General features: G+C 64.5%; 17 protein-coding genes and 2 pseudogenes. 3 read left to right on the top strand and 16 right to left on the bottom strand.

Features of this window, described 5'->3' with window-relative positions:
* Positions 1-49: 49 nt before the first annotated feature.
* From MRBLPB4O_RS11005 to MRBLPB4O_RS10990, 4 genes are all read right to left on the bottom strand, one after another.
* Positions 50-544, bottom strand: a complete 495-nt coding sequence (locus tag MRBLPB4O_RS11005; RefSeq protein WP_341798424.1) for a GNAT family N-acetyltransferase — start codon at positions 542-544, stop codon at positions 50-52.
* A gap of 184 nt (positions 545-728) precedes the next feature.
* Positions 729-1664: a catechol 1,2-dioxygenase gene (gene catA, locus MRBLPB4O_RS11000; protein WP_341798423.1), complete on the bottom strand. Its 936-nt coding sequence runs from the start codon at positions 1662-1664 to the stop codon at positions 729-731.
* A gap of 43 nt (positions 1665-1707) precedes the next feature.
* Positions 1708-1998, bottom strand: a complete 291-nt coding sequence (gene catC, locus MRBLPB4O_RS10995; protein WP_234228043.1) for a muconolactone Delta-isomerase — start codon at positions 1996-1998, stop codon at positions 1708-1710.
* Positions 1999-2019: 21 nt separating this feature from the next.
* Complete coding sequence (locus MRBLPB4O_RS10990; RefSeq protein ID WP_016499204.1) at positions 2020-3141, bottom strand: muconate cycloisomerase family protein; 1122 nt, start codon at positions 3139-3141, stop codon at positions 2020-2022.
* A 135-nt stretch (positions 3142-3276) separates the two neighbouring features.
* Here MRBLPB4O_RS10990 and MRBLPB4O_RS10985 point away from each other — a divergent pair, with 135 nt between their 5' ends.
* Positions 3277-4149 carry a LysR family transcriptional regulator gene (locus MRBLPB4O_RS10985; RefSeq protein WP_341798422.1) on the top strand — a complete coding sequence of 291 codons (873 nt, stop codon included), beginning with the start codon at positions 3277-3279 and terminating at the stop codon, positions 4147-4149.
* A 115-nt stretch (positions 4150-4264) separates the two neighbouring features.
* Here the strand turns inward: MRBLPB4O_RS10985 and MRBLPB4O_RS10980 are convergent, their stop codons facing one another.
* A complete protein-coding gene (locus MRBLPB4O_RS10980; RefSeq protein ID WP_341798421.1) occupies positions 4265-5671 on the bottom strand; it encodes an amino acid permease in 1407 nt (468 codons plus the stop codon).
* 87 nt (positions 5672-5758) lie between these two features.
* Positions 5759-6790: a histone deacetylase family protein gene (locus MRBLPB4O_RS10975; RefSeq protein ID WP_341798420.1), complete on the bottom strand. Its 1032-nt coding sequence runs from the start codon at positions 6788-6790 to the stop codon at positions 5759-5761.
* 122 nt (positions 6791-6912) lie between these two features.
* On the opposite strand from MRBLPB4O_RS10975, the gene MRBLPB4O_RS10970 reads away from it, so the two are divergent.
* Positions 6913-7395, top strand: coding sequence for an Lrp/AsnC family transcriptional regulator (locus MRBLPB4O_RS10970; RefSeq protein WP_341798419.1), 483 nt, complete (start codon positions 6913-6915; stop codon positions 7393-7395).
* A gap of 205 nt (positions 7396-7600) precedes the next feature.
* Here the strand turns inward: MRBLPB4O_RS10970 and MRBLPB4O_RS10965 are convergent.
* Positions 7601-7813 (bottom strand): annotated as a pseudogene (locus tag MRBLPB4O_RS10965) (LysR family transcriptional regulator); the annotation flags it as partial.
* A gap of 4 nt (positions 7814-7817) precedes the next feature.
* On the opposite strand from MRBLPB4O_RS10965, the pseudogene MRBLPB4O_RS10960 reads away from it, so the two are divergent.
* Positions 7818-8540: pseudogene (locus tag MRBLPB4O_RS10960) on the top strand (PAS domain S-box protein); the annotation flags it as partial.
* 18 nt (positions 8541-8558) lie between these two features.
* Here the strand turns inward: MRBLPB4O_RS10960 and MRBLPB4O_RS10955 are convergent.
* The 9 genes from MRBLPB4O_RS10955 to MRBLPB4O_RS10915 form a co-directional block, all read right to left on the bottom strand.
* On the bottom strand, positions 8559-9392 hold the full coding sequence (locus MRBLPB4O_RS10955) for a LuxR C-terminal-related transcriptional regulator (protein WP_341798418.1): 834 nt from the start codon (positions 9390-9392) through the stop codon (positions 8559-8561).
* 53 nt (positions 9393-9445) lie between these two features.
* Complete coding sequence (locus MRBLPB4O_RS10950) at positions 9446-10858, bottom strand: aminotransferase (RefSeq protein ID WP_341798417.1); 1413 nt, start codon at positions 10856-10858, stop codon at positions 9446-9448.
* Positions 10859-10892: 34 nt separating this feature from the next.
* Positions 10893-11996: a polyamine ABC transporter substrate-binding protein gene (locus MRBLPB4O_RS10945; protein ID WP_341798416.1), complete on the bottom strand. Its 1104-nt coding sequence runs from the start codon at positions 11994-11996 to the stop codon at positions 10893-10895.
* Between the two features lie 234 nt (positions 11997-12230).
* On the bottom strand, positions 12231-12932 hold the full coding sequence (locus MRBLPB4O_RS10940; RefSeq protein WP_341798415.1) for an NAD(P)H-dependent oxidoreductase: 702 nt from the start codon (positions 12930-12932) through the stop codon (positions 12231-12233).
* Between the two features lie 43 nt (positions 12933-12975).
* Positions 12976-14388: an aldehyde dehydrogenase family protein gene (locus MRBLPB4O_RS10935; RefSeq protein ID WP_341798414.1), complete on the bottom strand. Its 1413-nt coding sequence runs from the start codon at positions 14386-14388 to the stop codon at positions 12976-12978.
* Positions 14381-15571 carry a pyridoxal phosphate-dependent aminotransferase gene (locus tag MRBLPB4O_RS10930; protein WP_341798413.1) on the bottom strand — a complete coding sequence of 397 codons (1191 nt, stop codon included), beginning with the start codon at positions 15569-15571 and terminating at the stop codon, positions 14381-14383. Before MRBLPB4O_RS10930 ends, MRBLPB4O_RS10935 begins: the two co-directional genes overlap by 8 nt.
* A 24-nt stretch (positions 15572-15595) precedes the next feature.
* Complete coding sequence (gene alr, locus MRBLPB4O_RS10925; RefSeq protein WP_341798412.1) at positions 15596-16825, bottom strand: alanine racemase; 1230 nt, start codon at positions 16823-16825, stop codon at positions 15596-15598.
* Positions 16826-16859: 34 nt separating this feature from the next.
* Positions 16860-18467 carry a 5-guanidino-2-oxopentanoate decarboxylase gene (locus MRBLPB4O_RS10920; RefSeq protein WP_341798411.1) on the bottom strand — a complete coding sequence of 536 codons (1608 nt, stop codon included), beginning with the start codon at positions 18465-18467 and terminating at the stop codon, positions 16860-16862.
* Entirely contained in the window at positions 18460-20577 is a 2118-nt protein-coding gene (locus MRBLPB4O_RS10915) for an acetate--CoA ligase family protein (protein WP_341798410.1), read from the bottom strand. The genes MRBLPB4O_RS10920 and MRBLPB4O_RS10915 overlap by 8 nt, the downstream gene beginning before the upstream one ends.
* Positions 20578-20581: the final 4 nt, after the last annotated feature.

Below are 20581 nucleotides of genomic sequence, written 5' to 3'. Positions count from 1 at the left end.
CAAAAATGTCGCTATTCCTCTTCAAGGACGAACGAAGGCGGGCAAGCCCTCAATGGCGGGCGCCGCTCACCAGGAAACTGAGCAGGTCCGGTTCATCAGCCAGGGCAATGGCCTGCGCCGGGCGCGACAGGTTCGCCAGCACGGCCTTGCAGAACGCCACGGCCGGGGCATCTTGTGCGTAGCACCGCAGCCACCAGTCGCCCTCGCCGCACAGCAACTGCAACGCCACCGCTTGGCCGATGCCCTGGCGGCGGTATTTTTTCAGGATGAACAGGTCAGCCAGTTCCAGCGCGTCGATGCCCGGCAATTCGCTGCGTTCCACCAGTACGAAGCCGGCGATGAAGCCGTCCGCCAGCACCAGGTAGGCGCCCCAGCCGTCGTCCTGCCAGTAGCGGTGCAGGTGCTCGTCGTGGATATAGAAGCGGCCGTCCACTTCGACGTCCTCCTGCTCCCAGTCGGAGGACTCGTAGGAATAGAACTGGTAGAGGTTGCGGATCAGCGGGGCCTGGTCAGCGGTGGTTGGCAGCAGCGCGATGGGCAGCATGGGGTGGGGCTCAGGCAAAAGGTCGATTCTAGATCACCGGGCCCAACAGCAAAAAGCCCAGGCCCTCCCCGCACGGAAAGGCCCAGGCAAAAACACAGCGAAAAATGGTCAGCACTTTGGGGGCGCTACGCGCCCCTTTCGCGACACAAGGCCGCGAATGGGCTGCGCAGCAGCCCCAACGGTTTCAGCCTTCCTGCAACGCACGCGGCCGGTGGCTGCGTGCCTCGGCCTCCAACGCCGTGGCCCCCTGCAGGTGGAAGTCGAACGCCAGTTCGGCAAAACGCTCGCCTTGAACGCCGCGGTCACGCGCCGCCGCAGCATCCTCGACAAAGCGCAGCTCGCCGATCAGCCCGTCACGGGTGGCGTAGGCAAAGTCGTCCCACAGGTACTTGTCACCCTCGAAGTTGATCTGCGTGGTCAGGTGGCGGTGCCCGGGTGCCGAGATGAAGAAGTGCACATGCGCCGGACGCTGGCCATGACGCCCGAGCAGGTCCAGGCATTCCTGGGTCGGGCCCTGCGGGTCGCAGCCATATCCCGATGGCACGATGGAGCGCGCACGGTAGCGGCCCTCGGCATCGGTGATGATGCGGCGGCGCAGGTTGTACTCGGACTGGGTCGAGTCGAAGTACGAATATGTACCTTGGGTGTTGGCGTGCCAGAGGTCGACGGTGGCGCCGGCCAGCGGCTTGCCTTCGGCGTCGAACACCTGGCCTTTCAGGAACATCACCACCCCTGGGTCGGTGCCGTCGTCCATGCGCGCTTCGCCTTGTACCAGCGGCGCCCCGGCGACATACAGCGGGCCTTCGATGGTACGCGGGGTGCCGCCACCCAGGCCGGCTTCGGCATCCTTGGCGTCCTGCAGCAGGTCGAGGAAGTGCTCGATGCCCAGGCCTGCAGCCAGCAGGCCAGCTTCGTTACGGCCACCCAGGCGGTTGAGATAATCAATGGCGTGCCAGAACTCGTCTTCGGTGATTTCCAGGTCTTCGACCAGGCGCGCGGTGTCTTGCAGCACACGCAGGATGATCTGCTTGAAGCGTGGGTTGCCTTCGGCGTGGTCCAGGCCCGCCACTTTGTTGAAGAAGGCTTGAATGTCGGCAGTGTGGGAAATTTTCACGGTCATCGTGCGTACCTCATATTGTTCTTGTCAGGTAGACAGGTGCGTATCAGCGGTCGTCGCTGTGGATCGACGAGGGATGCCGGCACAGGCCGTCGACCTCGATGTCCATGTACGGGAACAACGGCAGTTGCATCAGGGTGTCGTGCAACGACTCGACGCTGGGCACATCGAACACGCTGTAGTTGGCGTAGTGCCCGGCAATGCGCCACAGGTGGCGCCAGGTCCCTTCACGTTGCAGGCGCTGGGCCAGTTCCTTTTCATCGGCCTTGAGCTGGGTGGCCTTGGCCGGGTCCATGTCCACCGGCAGTTTCACGGTCATCTTCACGTGGAACAGCATGATTATCTCCTTGTTTGCTGATCAGCGACGGGCGAAGCGCGCCAGGCGCTGTTCGTCCAGGGTCAGGCCCAGGCCTGGGGTACGGGGAATGTGCAGCTGGAAGTCGCGATATTGCGGCGGCTCGTTGACGATTTCTTCGGTCAGCAGCAGCGGGCCGAACAGCTCGGTGCCCCAGGTCAGTTGGCGTAGGGTGAGGAAGGCGTGGGCCGAGGCCAGGGTGCCGATCGAGCCCTCGAGCATGGTGCCGCCATACAGGCCGATACCGGCGGCCTCAGCGATTTGCGCGGTGCGCAGCACGGCACGCGGGCCGCCGTTCTTGGCGATTTTCAGGGCAAAGATGCTGGCGGCGCCGTCGGCGGCCAGGCTGAAGGCATCCTCGACGCTTTCGATGGACTCATCGGCCATGATCGGTGCAGGGCTGCGCTGGTTCAGGCGCACCTGGCCACCGCGGTTGATACGCGAAATCGGTTGCTCGATCAGGTCGATGCCGTTGTCGCCAAGCACCTGGCAAGCGCGGATGGCTTGGGATTCGTCCCAGTACTGATTCACGTCCACTCGCACACTGGCGCTGTCGCCCAGTTCGCGTTTTATCGTCACCACGTGTTTGAGGTCCTGCTCCACCGGGTTGGCGCCAATCTTCAGCTTGAACACCCGGTGGCGGCGAATTTCCAGCATGTGCCGGGCTTCGGCGATATCACGGGCCGTGTCGCCACTGGCCAGGGTCCAGGCCACTTCCAGGCTGTCGCGCACGCGGCCGCCCAGCAGTTCGCTGACCGGCAGGCCCAGGCGTTTGCCCTGGGCGTCGAGCAAGGCGCTTTCGATACCCGACTTGGCAAAAGTGTTGCCCTTGGCCAGCTTGTCAAGCTTGAGCATGGCGGCGTTGATGTTGTCCGCCGCCAGGCCGATCAGTGCCGGGGCCAGGTGGGCGTCGATGTTGGCCTTGATGCCCTCGGGGCTTTCGTAGCCATAGGCCAGGCCACCGATGGTGGTGGCCTCACCGATACCTTCCACGCCATCGCTGCAACGCACACGCAATACCACCAGGGTCTGCTGCTGCATGGTGTGCATTGCCAGCTTGTGCGGGCGAATGGTCGGCAGGTCGACGATAATTGCATCAATACGTTCAATCAGCGCGCTTGTCATTGTTGCCAGGTCCCGTCAGGTGGGGCTGCCAGTTGCAGGCCCGAATGGTGCATTTACTTGATTGTTCAAGGATTGCGCGAGACCCTGATGAACGTCCAATATCAAATGAATCTCCCACCATACCCTGGAGGTCTGATGGAGCTGCGCCACCTGCGTTACTTCAAGGTCTTGGCCGAGACCCTGAACTTCACCCGCGCCGCCGAGCTGCTGCACATTGCCCAACCGCCCTTGAGCCGGCAGATCAGCCAGCTGGAGGACGAGCTCGGCACCTTGCTGGTAGCGCGCGAACGCCCTCTGCGGCTGACCGAGGCCGGCCGCTTCTTCTACGAGCAGACCTGCACCGTACTGCAGCAACTGCAGAACATCAGCGACAACACCCGCCGCATTGGCCAGGGCCAGCGCCAGTGGCTGGGCATCGGCTTTGCCCCCTCGACCCTGTACAACGTGCTGCCAGAGCTGATCCGCGAGCTGCGCCAGGACAGCGAGCTGGAACTGGGCCTGAGCGAGATGACCACGCTGCAGCAGGTGGAAGCGCTGAAGAGCGGGCGCATCGACATCGCCTTCGGGCGCATTCGTATCGAGGACCCGGCCATTGCGCAACAGGTCCTGCGTGAAGACCCGCTGGTGGCCGTGCTGCCCAAGGGCCACCCGCTGGCGGGCAGCCCGCTCAGCCTCGCCCAGCTGGCTGGCGAGGCGTTCATCCTTTACCCGGCCAACCCCCGGCCCAGTTATGCCGACCACGTGCTTGCGCTGTTCGCCCAGCACGGCATGAGCATCCGCGTCAGCCAGTGGGCCAACGAACTGCAGACGGCCATCGGCCTGGTGGCCGTCGGCGTGGGGGTAACCCTGGTGCCAGCATCGGTACAACAGCAGCACCGCACCGATATCGAGTATGTCGGCTTGCTTGATAGCAGCGCCGTGAGCCCGATCATACTTAGCCGGCGCAAGGGTGACGTGAGCCCGATCGTGCAGCGGTGCCTGGGGTTGATCGAGCAACAGGCACCATGAACAAACCTTGCACCCTGTGGGAGCGGGCGCGCCCGCGAACACGGGCAGAGCCCGTGCCATCCACCGAGTCGCCTGCTTCGCGGGCATGCCCGCTCCCACAGGGTATGTGTTGTGCTCAGGAATGTGCTTGAGCGCGGCGGCGGTAGGCCAGCAGCAGGAACACGAACCACAACGGCATCACGCACAGCGCCAACCGGGTATCCGGCTGCAGCGCCAGCAGCACCAGCACAAAGCCGAGGAAACCCAGGGTGGTGATGGCCATCGGCACCCCGCCCGGCAACTTGAACGCCGAGGCGTCGTGCGCAGTCGGGTTGCGTTTGCGATAGGCAAGGTACGCCGCAAGGATCATCGACCAGGTAAAGATCACCAGGATTGCCGACACGGTGGAAATCAGCGTGAACACCGTCATCACCTCCGGGATGATGAACAGCAGGCTCAACCCGATCAGCATGCACACGCCGGAAAACACCAGGCTGTACACCGGCACGCTCAACGCCGAAAGCCTGGCGAACAGGGCCGGCGCGTTACGCCGCTCGGCCAGCCCGAACAGCATCCGGCAGCCCGAGTAGACACCGCTGTTGGCCGAAGAGGCTGCCGAGGTCAGCACCACGAAGTTGATCATGCCGGCCGCCGCGGGGAAGCCGGCCAGCAGGAACAGCTCGACGAAGGGGCTGCGGTTGGCCGGCACCTCGGCCCACGACACCACGCTGATGATGCACACCAGCGCCAGGATGTAGAACAGCAGAATGCGCAAGGGGATAGTGTTGATGGCCTTGGGCAGCGAGCGATGCGGGTTCTTTGCCTCGGCGGCGGTGGTGCCGATCAGTTCGGTGCCGGCAAAGGAAAACACGGCAATCTGGAAGCCGGCAAAGAACCCGCTGATGCCATGGGGGAGCACGGCGCCCGGCGCGACCACGTTCGACAGCGAAGCAACCACGCCATTGGGTGAGGTATAGGAGGTGGCGATCATCACCGCCGCTGTGATGATCAACAGCACGATGGCGACGATCTTGATGATGCCGAACCAGAACTCCACCTCGCCAAAAATCCGCACCGCCAGCATGTTCAGCCCCAGCAGCACGAACAGGGTGAAGAACGCGGGTAGCCAGGCCGGTGCATCGGGGTACCAGTACTGGAAGAACCCGGCCACCACGACCACGTCGCCGACCACCGCCACGCTCCAGCTCAGCCAGTACGACCAGCTCAGCACAAAGCCGGCGCGCGGCCCCAGGTAATGGGCAACGATGTCGGCGAACGACTTGAAGCGCAGGTCGGACAACAGCAGCTCGCCCATGGCGCGCATGACGAAGAACACGAAAAACCCGAGGATGGCGTACACCAGCAGAATCGAGGTGCCGGACAGCGCGATCACCTTGCCGGAGCCCATGAACAGGCCGGTGCCGATGGCGCCGCCTATGGAAATCAGCTGAATGTGGCGGTTTTCCAGTGTGCGTTGCAGGTGCCCTTCACGGTCGGGCGTTACCGGTTTGCTTTGCTCAAGGCTTGCGGGCATGTCTTGCATGGCGACCTCTTGTTATTGTTGGCCTGTCACATGTCGCGGTGCCGTAACAAAGCCCTTTACAGGCTTCGCCACGGCTGGTTACGCGGGTTAGCGCGCGCTTTCGAACCCTTGCAGGGTGTTCACGGCGTTGATGCCGATTTCGTCGACCATGTAGCCGCCTTCCATCACGAACAGGGTCGGGATACCCGCACTGGCGATCTCGGCGCCCATGCGCAGGAAGTCTTCGCTGATGAGCTTGAAGTGGCTGATCGGGTCATCCTCGAAGGTGTCGACCCCCAGCGACACAACCAGAAACTGCGGCTTGTGCGCGACAATGCGCTTGAGTGCATCCTGCAAAGCCGGCTGGTACTGGGCCCAGCGCGTGCCCTTGCCCATCGGGTAATTGGCGTTGAAACCCTCGCCAGCGCCTGCGCCTTGTTCATGGGCGTAGCCGGAAAAGTACGGGTAGGACACGTGCGGGTCGCCATGCAGGGAGGCGAAGAACACATCGGGGCGATGGTAAAAGATGTTCTGTGTGCCGTTGCCGTGGTGGAAGTCCACATCCAGCACGGCAACGCGTTTGGCGCCTTGGCTCAGGCAGCGCTCGGCTGCGATGGCGGCGTTGTTCAGGTAGCAGTAGCCGCCCATGTATTCCCGTGCTGCATGGTGCCCCGGTGGGCGGCACAGGGCGAAGGCGCTGTCGGCACCGTCGATGATGCGCTGCATGCCGGTCAAGGCAACGTTGGCGCTGCTGCGCACCGCCTCCCAGGTGCCGGCGGTGATCGGGGCCCCCGCGTCCATGGCATAGAAGCCCAGCTTGCCGTCGATGAAGCCGGGCTCACGGTCAATGGCCAGGTCGCGCACTGGCCACACCAGCGGCAGCGCATCGTGGGTTTTGCCGGTATCGGCCCATTCCGACCAGGCGTTTTCCAGGAAGCTTACATAGCGCTCGCTGTGCGCCGCCACGTAGCAGCCACGGTCGAAGGCCTGTTCGGCAATGACATCGCCAAGGCCGGTGCTGTGCACCCGGGCCAGCACGGTGTCGGCACGCTGGGGGTTTTCGAACGATGGCGTAATGGCGCCGTCCTTGAGTTCCGAGCCATGGTGCAAGCGGTGGTTGTTGCTAAAAACTGTCAGCACACGAATGTCCTTTTCAAGGGGTTACCGGATAACCAATTTTCGCGACAGAGCGGTGAAAATGCTTTGCTTTATGCTCAATCAAACTGGATGCTTGAGCAAAGTATTCACAAGGTTGGCCACCTATGAGCAAAGCCTTTGCTATTGAACAACTGGACGACACAGACCGCGAGCTGCTGCGCTTTCTGCAGGAGGACGGCACCCTGTCGAGCGCTGCGCTGGGCGAGCGTTTGTCGATGACCGTGACGCCCTGCTGGCGCAGGCGCAAACGGCTGGAGGAGCTGGGCATCATCAAGGATTACCAGGCCAACCTCGACCGCAGGAAGCTGGGCTACGACGTGATGGCGTTTGCCCAGGTGCGCTTTGGCAACCATTCGGCCAACGCACCGGATGAGTTCGAGCAGGTGATCCTGAAGCTGCCGCAGGTGCTGTCCTGCCACAAGGTGACCGGCGAGGCTGACTATGTGCTGACGGTGTTGGCAAATGACCTGGAGAGTTATGGGCGATTCGTGGAAGAGGTGTTGCGCCGTCAGCCAGGCATTGCCTCGATCCAGTCGAGCCTGGCGTTGCGCGAAGTGAAGGCGGTTTCCCGAATACCCGTGCCCTGAAACCCACCGCGCTGCGCTTTTGATTTTTGTAGGAGCAGCCTTGTGCTGCGAAGAGGCCATTGCAACTGAAGATAATCTTCAGCCTTACCGGCCTCTTCGCAGCACAAGGCTGCTCCTACCGGGTGATGCGTTAGCCTGATTGATGGTGCAAGACAGTCGATCCCACAAAAAATCAAAAGCAGACCGCGCATGATTTGGGTGCAGCCTACTCCGGCAAGCTGTAGCGCTCGGCAAAGTACTGGCGGAAAAAGTCCACCGCCACCCGCACCTTGGCCGAGCTGGCCAGCGGCGAGGTGTACACCGCCCAGATGTCCGCCGGCTGGTGATAAGCCTCCAACACCTGCACCAGGCGCCCGTCCTGCAAGCTGTCGTGCACGTCCCACCATGAACGCAGCAGTATCCCGCGCCCGTCCAGGCACCGCGACGAAGTCACCTACTCGCCCAACGTCGAGCAGGTCTATGGCTGGCCCGTCCATCACAACGAAGACTTCTGGAAGCACCTGCCCGACGAAGATGTGCAGCGCATGCAGGTGATGTACGCCGATGCGGTGGCCGACGGCAGTGGCTGTGAATGCGACTTCCGCATCACCCGCCCGGACGGTGAAGTCCGCTGGATTTCTTCCCGCGCCACAGTGGTGCGCGACAGCGCCGGGCGCTCGGTAAAGATGGTTGGCATCAGCATGGACAACACCGAACGCCAGGTGGCCCAACAGGCGCTAAGCCAGAGCGAGGAACGCTTCCGGGCGATCTTCGAGCTGGCCTGGGGTGCCCTGGCCTACATCGACCCGGACGGCACCTGGCAGCGGGTCAACAACAGCCTGTGCGAGTTGCTGGGCTACAGCGCCGATGAACTCTACGGCATGACCTTCCAGCAGATCACCCACGCCGACGACCTGACGCAGAACCTGCAACTGCTGCAACGCATGCTGGCCGGTGAAACCGAGCGCTACGAAGTGGAAAAACGCGTGCGCCACAAGAACGGAGAGTACATCTGGGTACGCGCCCGCACCTCGCTGCAGCGCCGTGGCAATGGCGAACCGGAACACCTGATCAGCGTTTTCGAAGACATCAGCGCCGAGCGCCAGGAACACGAACGGCTACAGGCGCACATTGCCGCCCTGGAAGCCCGCCTGGCGGCTTCGTGAGCAGGCTTACGCGAAACATCACGGCCCCGATTGATCGCCGCGCAGCCAGTCGATAAACCGTGCAAACAACTCGGACTGCGAGTTGATCTCCAGTTTCAGGTACAGGTTCTTGCGGTGCATGCGCACCGTCTCCGGTGAGATGCCCAGCTCCAGCGCGGTCGACTTCACCGAGTGCCCGCGCAGGATCATGTGTGCCACCTCCCGCTCACGGTCGGTCAGCACCTGGCAACCAAAGCTGTCGAACGCCGCCTGCAGGCTGCCGTGTTCGGCCGATGCTGCGCCGGGCTCCAGGTTATGCCGGGCATAACGCCCCAACAGTTCCCGCACCATGGGCTCCAGCGCCCGCAGCAGGTCGACCTGCCCGGCACTCAGAGGCGTGCCGCTGTAACCTTGGAACAGGCTCAGCGACAACTTGCGGCCAGGGCTGAGGTCGACAATGTAGTAGCTGTCTTCGCTGCAACCGGTGCCCAGGTAATAGGCCTTGTAGTAGTCGCTGTCGAAGAAGTTGTCGGGGGCGATTTCCTGCAGGTGGTAAAAGCCTTCGGCCAAGCCGCTTTGCACGGCCAGGCAGAATGGGTCGAGCAGGTAGCCGGCACTGAAATAACGCTCAAGCACCGCGGCGTGGTGCAGCTCGGGGATGCCTTGCTGGTACAGCAGCTGCGGCGCCCGCCCTTGGCACTCAAGGCTGATCATCATCGATTCAACCTGCACCAGCTGGCCGATGGCAGCAGCCACATACTCCAGCGCCTCGGGCGTATCGCTATTGGCCAGCGCACGCTGCAGCGCCGCATGCCATTGCTGCAGCGCGCCCATTGTCAGGGTAAGCGGGGTGTCGGGAGTGGCCTGGGTCATGCCCGGCAGTCTAGCCTGCCAGGCACGCCCCCGCACAGCCCTTTGCGCCAGGTTCATCGGCCTTGGTACAAGCCAAGCGCAGTCAGTTCGCGCGCGGTTTCGAGGATGCACTGGCGCAAGGTCTCGACGATCTCGTCCACCTGCGCATGGGTGACGATCAGCGGTGGCGACATCACGTTCAGGTGCATGATCGGGCGCACCAGCAACCCGCGGGCCTGGGCCTTGCTGTGGATGCGCTCACCGATGTTCACCTCATCCGGGAACAGCGCCTTGCTGGCCTTGTCGGCCACGAACTCAACGCAGGCCATCAGCTTCATGCAACGCACATCACCCACCAGCGGCAACTCGCGCAGGCTCTGCAGGCGCTGCTCCAGGTAGCCACCCACGTCCTTGACGTGATCGAGCAGTTGCTCGCGCTCGATGATCTCGATGTTCTTCAGCGCCGCTGTACAGCACACCGGGTGACCACTGTAGGTAAAGCCATGGGTGAAGCAGCGGCCCTTGCCCGGCTCGGCAACCACTTCCCAGATACGCTCGGAGAAGATACACGCGCCCAGCGGCAGGTAGGCCGAGGTCAGGCCCTTGGCGGTGGTGATGATGTCGGGGGTAACGCCAAACAGTTCTTCGCTGGCGAAGAAGGTGCCCAGGCGCCCGAACGAGGTCACCACTTCGTCGGCGACGAACAGGATGTCGTAGGTCTGGCACAGTTGCCACATGCGCTGGAAGTAGCCCTCGGGCGGAATGATCACCCCGCCCGAGCCCATGATCGGCTCGGCGAAGAACGCCGCCACGTTGTCGGCCCCCAGCGACAGGATCTTGTCCTCGAACTCGGCCACCAGGTAGTCGAGGAATTCCGCCTCGTCCATGTCGTGCGGGGCACGGTACGGGTTGGGGTTGGAGACGTGGTGGATCAGGTCGTGGTGATAGTCGAACTCCGGCACCCGGTCGGCGGCCTTGTTGCCGATGGACATGGTCAGGGTGGTGGAGCCGTGGTAGGCGTTGTAGCGGGCAATGATGTGCTTCTTGTGTGGCTTGCCGCGGCAGTTCTGGTAGTACTGGATCAGCCGGTAGGCGGTGTCGACAGCAGTCGAGCCGCCGGTGGTGAGGAACACGTGGTTCAGGTCGCCCGGTGCCAGCTGCGCGAGCTTCTGGCACAGTTCGATGGCCACGTCGTTGGCCATGTCGGAGAACGGGTTTGAATACGCCAACTGGCGCACCTGATCGGCAATGGCCAGGGCCATTTCCTCGCGGCCCAGGCCGATATTGGTGCACCACATGCCGCCGACGGCATCGAGGAAGCGGTTGCCGTGGGTGTCACGAATGTAGGCGCCCTCGCCGGCGACGATGTTCAGCGCGCCTTGCTCGCGGTGCTCGTCGAACACATGGTAGCCGTGCATGTAGTGGGCCTTGTCGGCCTCCACCAGCGGGTCGTGGGCGATAGCGAATGCTTTGCTTGGGGTGGCCATGGGCAGCTCCTTGGCGAGAACTTTTGGGCAGTGTTCAGAAACCGGTCTTGACCGTGCTCCAGACCCGGGTGATGGCGCGCATGTCCTTGGGGCTCTGGGTTTTCTGCGCGAACAGGCGCTCACGGGTTTGTGCGTCGGGGTAGATGGCCGGGTCCTGGCGGATATCGTCACGCACCAGCGCGGTGGCGGCGGCGTTGCTGTTGGCGTAGTGGATGTAGTCAGTGACCTTGGCCATGGTCTGCGGCTGCAGCAGAAACTCGATGAAGCGGTGGGCGTTGGCCGCGTGCGGCGCATCCCTGGGGATGTACAGGTTGTCGAACCAGATCAGCGAACCTTCCTGGGGGATGAAGAACGACAGTTTGATGTCCTTCTTCGCTTCCACCGCACGGGCCTGGGCGGTGGCGTAGTCACCGGACCAGGTCAGCGCCAGGCACACATCGCCGTTGGGCAGGCTGGTGAGGTAGTTGACCGAGTCGAACTTGCGAATGTAGGGGCGGATGCCCAGCAGCAGTTGTTCGGCGGCCTTGAGGTCGGCGGCCGACGCGCTGCGCGGGTCCTTGCCCAGGTACTGCAGGGCCAGCGGGATGACCTCGGTGGGCGCGTCCATCAGGGTGACGCCACAGTCGGCGAAGCGCGAGACGATCTTGGGGTCGAACAGCATGGCCAGCGAACCGATCGGTGCGTCGGGCATGCGCGCGGTGATCTTGTCGACGTTGTAGGTGACCCCCGAGCTGCCCCAGGTATAGGGCGCCGAGTACTTCAGGCCAGGGTCGTATCCCTGCAGGTTGTTGACCACCTGCTGATCGAGGTTTTGCCAGCTGGGCAGTTGCTGCTTGTCCAGTGCCTGGAACACGCCGGCGCTGATCAGCGGGGGGACCAGCGAGGCGTTGAGCATGACCAGGTCGTAGCCGGAGCGGCCGGTCAGCAGCTTGGTCTGTACCGTTTCGTAGCCGTCGAAGGTGTCGTAGATGACCTTGATGCCGGTGGCCTTCTCGAAATCGGCCAGGGTGGTTTCGCCGATGTAGTCGGTCCAGTTGTACAGCCGTAGCGTGTTGGCGTTGTCCACCTCTGCCGCCTGGGCCAGGCTGGCACCAGACGCCAGCAGCAGACCACCAATCACCTTCAGTACCTTGCGCATGGCAACTCCATCGTGTGAATGCTCCGGAACGAGCCGATGGGTTCACTATCGAGGGATTTGCCGAGGGGCAACATACCCCGAATGTGTGGGTGGTCGTTTTTGGGCAGGTAAGTCTTGTAACAAGGCAACTGGCCTCATCGCCGGCAAGCCAGCTCCCACAGGGAAACCACGAGGCCTCAGGACTGTGGTTTCCCTGTGGGAGCTGGCTTGCCGGCATGAGGCCAGTACAGGCGATCACACCAGCGGGTACAACGCCTCATCGAACTGGGCCAGGCGGGGGAACACCAATGGCTGGTCGTCCGAGAGCTGCTCCAGGCGCTGCCGGTATTGCTGCAAAAAGTCCTGCCGCGCCTCAGCGCTGATGTAAGGCACATGCCAGGCCACAAACGGCGGTAGCACCTCGAAACCGACATAGGCCAGCGTACCCCGCAGTATCGGCCGCAGCATGTCTTCCAGCGGGCCATGAATCGCCCCTTCGCCAAACATGTGCGCCCGCCCGCCCAAGGTCACGGTCACCAGCGCCTTCTTGCCCGCCAACCCGCCCTGGTCGTAGAAACGCTTGCCGCCATAGCACACCCCCGACACCAGCACCCGGTCGATCCAGCCCTTGAGCATGGCCGGGGCCGAGAACCAGAAGATCGGGAAGTTCAGCACCAGCAAGTCGGCCCACAACAACTTGTCCAGCTCCTGCTGGATATCCTCGGCAATGGCGCCGCGCTTGACCCCCTGGCGCTGCTCCAGGGCATACACCAGGTACTCGGGGTTCTCACGCTGGGTGAAGTCATCGGCACTGGCCACCGGGTTCCAGCCCATGGCGTACAGGTCGCTGACCTGCACCTGGTGGCCCTGGGCGCGGAAGGTATCCACGGCCTGGTCCCGCAGGGCAGCGGTGAACGATTGCGGCTCGGGGTGAGCGTGGACGATCAGTACATTCACAAACATTCTCCTTACACAAAACAGGTTGTCTTGCAGCGGTGGCTCAGCATTGTACGGCTTTCACCTCGACGAACTCCGCCAGGCCCTCTTCGCCCCACTCGCGGCCGTTGCCCGACTGCTTGTAGCCACCGAATGGCGCCTGGTAGTTGAACCCGCCCCCGTTGATGAAGCACTGCCCGGCCCGTATCTGCCGCGCCAGCGCCAGGCCATGCTCGCGGCTGCCCGCCCACACCGCGCTGGAAAGGCCGAACGGCGAGTCATTGGCCAGCGCCAGCGCCTGAGCCTCGTCGGCGTAGGGGATCAGGCACAGCACCGGGCCGAAGATTTCTTCCTGGGCAATGCGCATGCGGTTGTCGACGTCGGTGAACAACGTGGGCGCCACGTAGAACCCGCGCTCGAAGCCGCCGTGATCACCACCGCACAACAAGCGCGCGCCCTCCTCCTGGCCCTGGCGAATGTACTCGAGCACTGTGCGCCGCTGGCCTGCCGAACACATCGGCCCGAGGAAACTGGCCGGGTCACGCGGGTCGCCCATGACCAGTGCGCGGGTTTCGGCCTCGGCGATTTCCAGCGCCTCGGCGTAGCGGCTGGCCGGCAGCAGCATGCGGGTCAGTGCCGTGCAGGTCTGCCCCGAGTTGATCATCACGTCCTGCACGCCGTGGCGCACCGCAGCGTGCAGGTCGGCATCGGCGGTAATCAGCAACGGTGATTTGCCACCCAGTTCCAGGCACACCCGCTTCACCGTCGGCGCAGCCGCTTGTGCCACCCGCACCCCGGCACCGGTCGAGCCGGTGAACGACACCATGTCCACCTGCGGGTGCCGGGCGAGGGCTTCACCGACCTTGGCACCTGGGCCGCTGACCAGGTTGAACACCCCTGCCGGCAGGCCGATGGCGTCGATCATCTCGGCCAGCACAAACGCGTGCAGCGGCGTTTCCTGGCTGGGTTTGACCACCACCGTGCACCCGGCAGCCAGGGCCGGCGCCAGCTTGCCGATCATCTGGTGCAGCGGGTAGTTCCACGGGTTGATGAATGCGCACACGCCAACGGCCTCGCGGTACACCAGCGAATTGCCGACTTCGCGCACCTCATCCATCAGCCCGGCCAGTTCGGCGTACTGCGCAAGGCCCACAATCGGGCCTTCGACCTGCACCGCCTGGCACCACTGCACCGGCATGCCCAGCTCGTCGGTAATAACCTCGGCCATTTTCGCCGCACGGTTTTTCAGCTGTGCGACCAATGCCCGGATGTACCCGGCGCGCACGCTGGACGGCGTGCGCGACCAGCCGTCGAAGGCCCGCCGCGCCGCCATCACCGCCCGCTCGACATCGGCCTCGGCGCCCAAGGGTACCCGGCCAATGGCCTGTTCGGTGGCCGGGTCGAACACCTCAGCCATGCCCTGCCCGCTCGGCACCTGCCAGGCGCCATCGATGTACAGCCGCGCATACTCACGCATGGCCGTACTCCCGTTTCAGCTCGTCGGCACAGCGGGCGATGCGCTGGCAGGCATCGACCAGCGCCGCATCGCCCAGCACCAGGCCCAGGCGGATATGCCCGGCAGCGCTGGGGCCGAACGCTTCGCCGGCGAGCACCGACACGCCCTGGCGGTCCAGCAGGCGGTCGGCAAAGGCCTGGGCACTTACGCCGGTCTCACGGATATCAACCATCACGAACATGCCACCATCGGGCTTCAGCGCCTTCAGGCCCGGGCAGCCGGCCAGCTGTTCGCACACCAGGTCACGGCGCTGGCGGTAGGCCTCGCGCATGGCGGCCAGCTCGGGCAACGGCTGCTCCAGCGCCACCACGGCGGCGTCCTGAATGAAGTCGGGCGAGCCATACAACATGCACAGGGCAAGGTTTTCCAGGTGGGCGGCCAACTCGGCCGAACCGACCACCCAGCCCACCCGCCAGCCCGTCATGGCATGCGACTTCGACAAGCTGTTGAGGGTGGCTGTGCGTTCGGCCATTCCCGGCAGGCTGGCAGGGCTGACATGCTCGCCCTCGTACAGCAATTCGCTGTACACCTCGTCAGAGATCAGCCACAGGTCGTGGGCGATGCACAGTTCGGCCAGTGCTTCCCAGGTAGTACGGGGCAGGCTTGCCCCCGACGGGTTGTGCGGGCTGTTCAAGGCCAGCGCGCGGGTGCGCGGGGTGATGCGCTCGGCCACGTCTTGCGGGCATACCCGAAAGCCGTTTTCCGGCCTGACCGGCACCGGCACCACCTTGGCACCACAGGCACCGAACACCGCCTCATAGGTCACATACATCGGTTCGGCGACAAGCACCTCGTCGCCTGGGTCCAGTACGCACTGGGCCACGCAGTACAGCGCGCACTGGGCCCCTGCCAGCACCGTCACCTGATCGGCGTCGACGGCCTGGCCGCTACGCTGCTGGTGGCGCCTGGCGATGGCCTGGCGCAGGGCCAGCTTGCCGCGTACATCGGCGTAATGGGTGTGACCCGCCTGCAGGCTGTCGATGGCCGCCTCGACAATCGGCGCGGGGGTGTCGAAGTCCGGGTCCCCCACCGACAGCAGCAGGATGTCCTTGCCCTCGGCCTGCAGCGCCAGGGCGCGGTAGTGGATGTCCCAGGCCGCAGCCCCGTCGCCGGCGATGCGTTGGGTAAGCTTGGCGTAGCGCATGGCAATCTCCCTTCTTTGGCGGTTTCAGTCGACGAGGATCTTCGGGTTGGAACTGCCCCACACGGTGTACAGGTCGGCCAGCAGCGCGCCGTTGATTTCTTCCATCTCAGCCTGGGTGATTTCGCCCCCGGCCTGCTTGCCGAACAGCACCACTTCGTTGCCACCCTTCACGTCCGGGAAGTCGGTGACATCGACCATCAGCGTGTTCATCGACACCTTGCCCACCACCGGTATGCGGTGGCCGTTGATCAGCACATGGCCCTTGTTGGTGAACACCCGGCGATAGCCATCGGAATAGCCGACGGTGATGTTGGCCAGGCGCGAATCACGGGCCAGGGTGAAGGTGCGGTCGTAGCCGACGGTGTTGCCAGCCGGGTAACTGTGCACCGCCGCCACGTGCGATTTGAACTGCATGGCGCGTTTGTATTCGGTGCGCGCCGGTACGGTGTCACCGAACAGCGCGCCACCGGTGCGTACCATGTCCAGGCGCGCCTCCGGCACCTCCAGCGTAGCGAACGAGTTGGCGGCGTGCAGGGTAAGCTTGCTGCGGTCGAGCTTCGCGTGCTTGATCAACCAGTCGGTCTGCTCGTTGAAGGCCGCCAGGCCCTTGCGCACATCGTCCTTGTCTTCCACGGCGAAGTGGGTCATCAGCGCGACCAGTTTGAGGTGCTTCTGATCGGTGATCTGCAGCGCTTCGCCACGGCCGGACCAGGTGGCCATCTCCACCCCGTTGCGGCTCATGCCGCTGGAGTTGAGCGCCATGTGAATGCGCAAGGTCTTGCCATGGCGCGCGGCGACGGCATCGGCCTGGCGGGCAAATTCGGCGCTGCCCACCAGCTCTTCCATGTCGTACTGCAAGGCATCTTCCAGCTCGCTGAGGCTGGCCAGGCGTACCCGCACCAGTTGCCCGGTGAAGCCACTGGCGCGGACCACGCGGGCCTCCTCGTTGCTGGCCACCGCCACGCAGGGCACGCCCTGGCCGATGATCGATGGCATTACCAGGCCGATACCGTGGCCATAGGCATCGGCCTTGAGCACGGCGCACAGCTTGGACTTGCCGGCCAGCTCGGCCTGCAGGGTGCGGATATTGTGTTGCAGAGCGCTGGCACTGACCTCAACCCAGGCGTTGCTGTTCTGCACGGTCAGGGTGTTGGTGCCGTTGTCCATCGACAACGGGGGGGCCGCATACAGGGGGGCCTGTCCGGTGATCAGAAGTGCCAGGGATGCAGCCAGAAGGGTACGGCGAAAGGGCATGGTGGTTACTCGTGTTCTTTTCGTTGTACGCGCCTTAACAGACGCAGGTGTGTTTGAGTTCGATGAACGTCACGCCGGGGGTGGCGAAGCCGCTGACCAGGTCGGCTTGCAATGCGTCCAGGTCGCGTGGCTGGTGCACGGTGCAGCCGAAGGCGCGGGCCAGGCCGATGAAATCCGGGTTGCGCGGCAGCACGCCGACCGGCTCGATATCCAGACCGAGCATATCGTCGCGGATCTGGCCGAGGGCGTCATTGTTCCAAAGCAACACCACCAGCGGCCGGTTCAGCTCCTCGACGGCAGTGGCCAGTTCCTGGGCGGTGTACAGGAAGCCGCCATCACCCACAAGTACCAGGCCGGGACGGTGGTCGCTGGCGAACATGCCACCGATGCCAGCCGGCAGGCCGTAGCCGAGGGTGCCGTAGCCGGTGGGGTGCAGCCAGCTACGTGGTGCCCGGCTGGCGAAGGCGTAGTTGCCGGTGTAGGCCAGTTGGGTCATGTCGCTGCTGATGAACGCATCGTCGGGCAGCACGGCGGCAATGCGGTCAAGAATCGCCTGATGGGTGGCCTGCAACGGTGCATGCCCATTACGAATGGCCTGGCGCAGGTTGCTCACCGCTTCGCTGGCCTGGGCCGGGTCTCGGTCGAGTGCTGGCAGGTGTTCGAGCAAGCCGGCCAGGGTTTGCCGGGCATCACCTTGCAAGGCAATGGCACAGGGGTAGAAGTCGTTGAACTTGCGCGGGTCGATGTCCACGCGCAGCAGCTCGCCAGTGATCGGCAGGCGCTCGCGCCAGAAGTCGGTGTCGGCCATTTCGGTGCCCACGGCCAGCAGCACATCAGCCTGGCTGATCAGCTGCCAGCCGGGTTCCACGCACAGGCTGGAACCGGCATTCAGGGGCGCCTGCGGCGGCAGCAGGCCCTTGCCGGCCACGCTGGTGAATACCGGTGCCGCCAGCCGGGTGCTCAACTGCGCCAGTTGCTCGGCCGCGTGCAGCGCACCACCACCCGCGATGATCATCGGCCGCTTGGCCGCTGCCAGCTTCAGGGCAGCCTGGTCGAGCATTTCGCGGCACGGCTGGCCACGCTCGGGGCGGCGTGCCACCTCATGGCTCCAGTCACGACTGACAGGCGCAGCCAGCACGTCCAGGGGCACCGAAATGTGCACCGGGCGCGGCCGCTCGCTGTCGAACACGGCCCAGGCACGGGCGATCAGCTCGGGCAGGTCATCGCCGCGCAACGCCACGGCCGAAAACGCGGTGATCGGCGCAGTCATGGCGCGCTGGTCCTGGGTTTCATGCAGGCAGCCCCAGCCTTTGCCCAGGCTGGCGGTATGGTTGACGCTGGAAATCACCAGCATCGGGATGGAGTCAGCATAGGCCTGGCCGATGGCGGTGGCGGCGTTGGTCACCCCCGGGCCGGTGATGACGAAGCACACCCCCGGCTTGCCGCTCACGCGCGCATAGCCGTCAGCCATGAAGCCGGCGCCCTGCTCGTGGCGGGTCAGCACATGGCGGATACCGCTGCCTGGCAGGCCACGGTACAGCTCCAGGGTGTGCACCCCGGGGATGCCGAACACGGTCTGCACGCCGTAGTTGGCCAACAGGCGCACCAGCGCCTGGCCGGCCGTCAGGGTAAGGTCATTCATGTCGTTCTCCTTGCGCCTGGCCGAGGCGGATCAGCGCGTCGACCGCGGTGGTGCCGTGGGCACCGACCATCAATGGGTTCACATCCAGCTCCAACAGCTGCCCGGCGTTTTCGCAGGCGTAGTCGGCCACCGCACGGATAGCTGCGACCAAGGCGTCGAGGTCGGCGGCCGGGCGGCCACGAAAGCCTTGCAGCAGGCTGGCACTGCGCAGGTTCAGCAGTGCGGCGCGGATGGCGCTGTCGGTGGTGGGCAACAAGAGGCTGACACTGTCCTTGAGCAGTTCGACCAGCACCCCACCGGCACCGATCACCAAGGCCAGGGCAAAGTCGTGTTCACGTTTGATGCCCACTATCAGCTCGGCCAGCGGCGGCTCGGCCATGGGTTCGAGCAGTACCTGGTCGAACGCGACGTGCGGGGCGTAGGCAGCGATGCGCTGGCGCATCTGCAACAGTGCAGCTTCCAGGGCGGCGGCATCACGCAGGTTCAGCGCCACCGCACCGGCTTCGGTCTTGTGCGGCAGCTGTGCGCTGACCGCCTTCAGTACCAGCGGGTAACCCACGCAGGCGGCGTCTGCCACAGCGCGCTCGGGCGTACTCAGCACACCTGCCGGCACCGGCAGACCGAAGGCGCGCAGGGCCTGCTTGGATTGCCATTCGTCCAACAGTCGGCTTTCGCCCGTGAGGGCCTGCGGGCACAGCGGTACCCGCGCAGCCTCGCCCTGGTCCAGCAAGCGGGGGCGGTTCCTTTGGTAAGCGACGATGCGCCCCCAGGCCGCCAGGCCATCTTCCACGCCCTGCAGGGCTGCGATGCCCCGCGCATGCAGGCGCTCACGCGCACTGGCAGGCAACAGTTCCGGGAAAGCCGAGGTGACGAAGCCGATCTTTCCGTGGCGTTCAACGGCATCGCAGTACAGTCCAAGCAGCAGGTCGCATTCCTTGCGCTCGCCGGTGAACGCCGCCGGGTAGTCCAGCACCAGCATCGCCGCGCCCGCGGCGCCGCTCAGGGTGCTGTCGAGCATGCGTTGCAGGGCGGCTTCATCGCCCCAGATGGCAGTGGTGAAGTCCAGTGGGTTTACCAGGTTGGCATAGCCCGGCAACACCTCGGCCAGTGCCGCCACCTGCCCTTGCGCGAGCTTCGGCAGTTGCAACCGGTTGCGTTCGGCATAGTCGGCAATCAGGCCGGCATCGCCGCCTGAGCAGGCCAGCGCAATCAGCTCGCCATCTGCCGGCAAGCGTCCGCAGGCTGCGGCCTTGAGCGTTTCGACAAAGCTCACCGGGCCGCTGACGCGGATCACGCCCAGGCGCTGGAACAGGCTGTCGTACAAGGCATCGGAGCCAGACAACGAGCTGGTGTGGCTCAGCGCCAGTTCAGCGCCGATCTGCGACACGCCAGTCTTCAGGGCAATGACCGGTGTACCCTGCTGCAATGCCTTGTAGGCTGCGCGTGAAAAGCCCGGCACGTTCTTCAAGCCTTCCAGGTGCAGCCCGATGGCCGTTACCCGTGGGTCGTCGAGCAGCACGTCCATCAGCTCGGCCACGCCCAATTGCGCCTGGTTGCCGACCGAGGCCATGTAGGCCACCGGCAGCGAGCGGTCGCTCATGGACAGGTTGTAGGCAAAGTTGCCGCTCTGGGTGAGGATCGCCACGCCCTTCTCCACCTGCTGGCCGCCATGGGCCACCGGCCACAGGGCGGCACCGTGCAGGTAATCGAGCAGTCCATAGCAGTTGGGGCCGAGCAGGGCCATGTTGCCGGCCGCAGCGAGCAGGCGCTGCTGCAACTGGCGGCCCTCTTCGCCGCTTTCGGCAAAGCCGGAGGCATAGCAGATGGCACCCCCGGCGCCACGCGCGGCCAGCTCGGCAACGCACTGCAAGGTCAGCTCACGGTTGGTGGCGATGAACACCGCGTCCGGGGCGTAAGGCAAGTCGGCCACGCGGGCCACGCAAGGGATACCTTCCAGGCTTTCATGCTGCGGGTTGACCAGCCACAGCTCACCGCCAAAGCCGCCTTCGGCGCAGCGCTTGAGCGCCCGCGCCATGCTGCGCCCGCCAACGAAGGCCAGGTGCCGGGGCGCCAGCAGGCGCTTGAGGTTGTCACGAATCGATTGCGACATGGGT

The organism is Pseudomonas sp. LPB4.O (assembly GCF_038383825.1).
Lineage (GTDB): Bacteria > Pseudomonadota > Gammaproteobacteria > Pseudomonadales > Pseudomonadaceae > Aquipseudomonas > Aquipseudomonas putida.
The sequence above is the reverse complement of the archived record's forward strand: the minus strand, read 5'-3'. Positions and strand labels throughout refer to the sequence as shown.

What these genes read in the sequence shown, in the direction of transcription:
- MRBLPB4O_RS11005 (WP_341798424.1), bottom strand. Translation starts at nt 544, where the DNA reads ATGCTGCCCATCGCGCTGCTGCCAACCACCGCTGACCAGGCCCCGCTG.
- catA (WP_341798423.1), bottom strand. Translation starts at nt 1,664, where the DNA reads ATGACCGTGAAAATTTCCCACACTGCCGACATTCAAGCCTTCTTCAAC.
- catC (WP_234228043.1), bottom strand. Translation starts at nt 1,998, where the DNA reads ATGCTGTTCCACGTGAAGATGACCGTGAAACTGCCGGTGGACATGGAC.
- MRBLPB4O_RS10990 (WP_016499204.1), bottom strand. Translation starts at nt 3,141, where the DNA reads ATGACAAGCGCGCTGATTGAACGTATTGATGCAATTATCGTCGACCTG.
- MRBLPB4O_RS10985 (WP_341798422.1), top strand. Translation starts at nt 3,277, where the DNA reads ATGGAGCTGCGCCACCTGCGTTACTTCAAGGTCTTGGCCGAGACCCTG.
- MRBLPB4O_RS10980 (WP_341798421.1), bottom strand. Translation starts at nt 5,671, where the DNA reads ATGCAAGACATGCCCGCAAGCCTTGAGCAAAGCAAACCGGTAACGCCC.
- MRBLPB4O_RS10970 (WP_341798419.1), top strand. Translation starts at nt 6,913, where the DNA reads ATGAGCAAAGCCTTTGCTATTGAACAACTGGACGACACAGACCGCGAG.
- MRBLPB4O_RS10955 (WP_341798418.1), bottom strand. Translation starts at nt 9,392, where the DNA reads ATGACCCAGGCCACTCCCGACACCCCGCTTACCCTGACAATGGGCGCG.
- MRBLPB4O_RS10950 (WP_341798417.1), bottom strand. Translation starts at nt 10,858, where the DNA reads ATGGCCACCCCAAGCAAAGCATTCGCTATCGCCCACGACCCGCTGGTG.
- MRBLPB4O_RS10945 (WP_341798416.1), bottom strand. Translation starts at nt 11,996, where the DNA reads ATGCGCAAGGTACTGAAGGTGATTGGTGGTCTGCTGCTGGCGTCTGGT.
- MRBLPB4O_RS10935 (WP_341798414.1), bottom strand. Translation starts at nt 14,388, where the DNA reads ATGCGTGAGTATGCGCGGCTGTACATCGATGGCGCCTGGCAGGTGCCG.
- MRBLPB4O_RS10930 (WP_341798413.1), bottom strand. Translation starts at nt 15,571, where the DNA reads ATGCGCTACGCCAAGCTTACCCAACGCATCGCCGGCGACGGGGCTGCG.
- alr (WP_341798412.1), bottom strand. Translation starts at nt 16,825, where the DNA reads ATGCCCTTTCGCCGTACCCTTCTGGCTGCATCCCTGGCACTTCTGATC.
- MRBLPB4O_RS10920 (WP_341798411.1), bottom strand. Translation starts at nt 18,467, where the DNA reads ATGAATGACCTTACCCTGACGGCCGGCCAGGCGCTGGTGCGCCTGTTG.
- MRBLPB4O_RS10915 (WP_341798410.1), bottom strand. Translation starts at nt 20,577, where the DNA reads ATGTCGCAATCGATTCGTGACAACCTCAAGCGCCTGCTGGCGCCCCGG.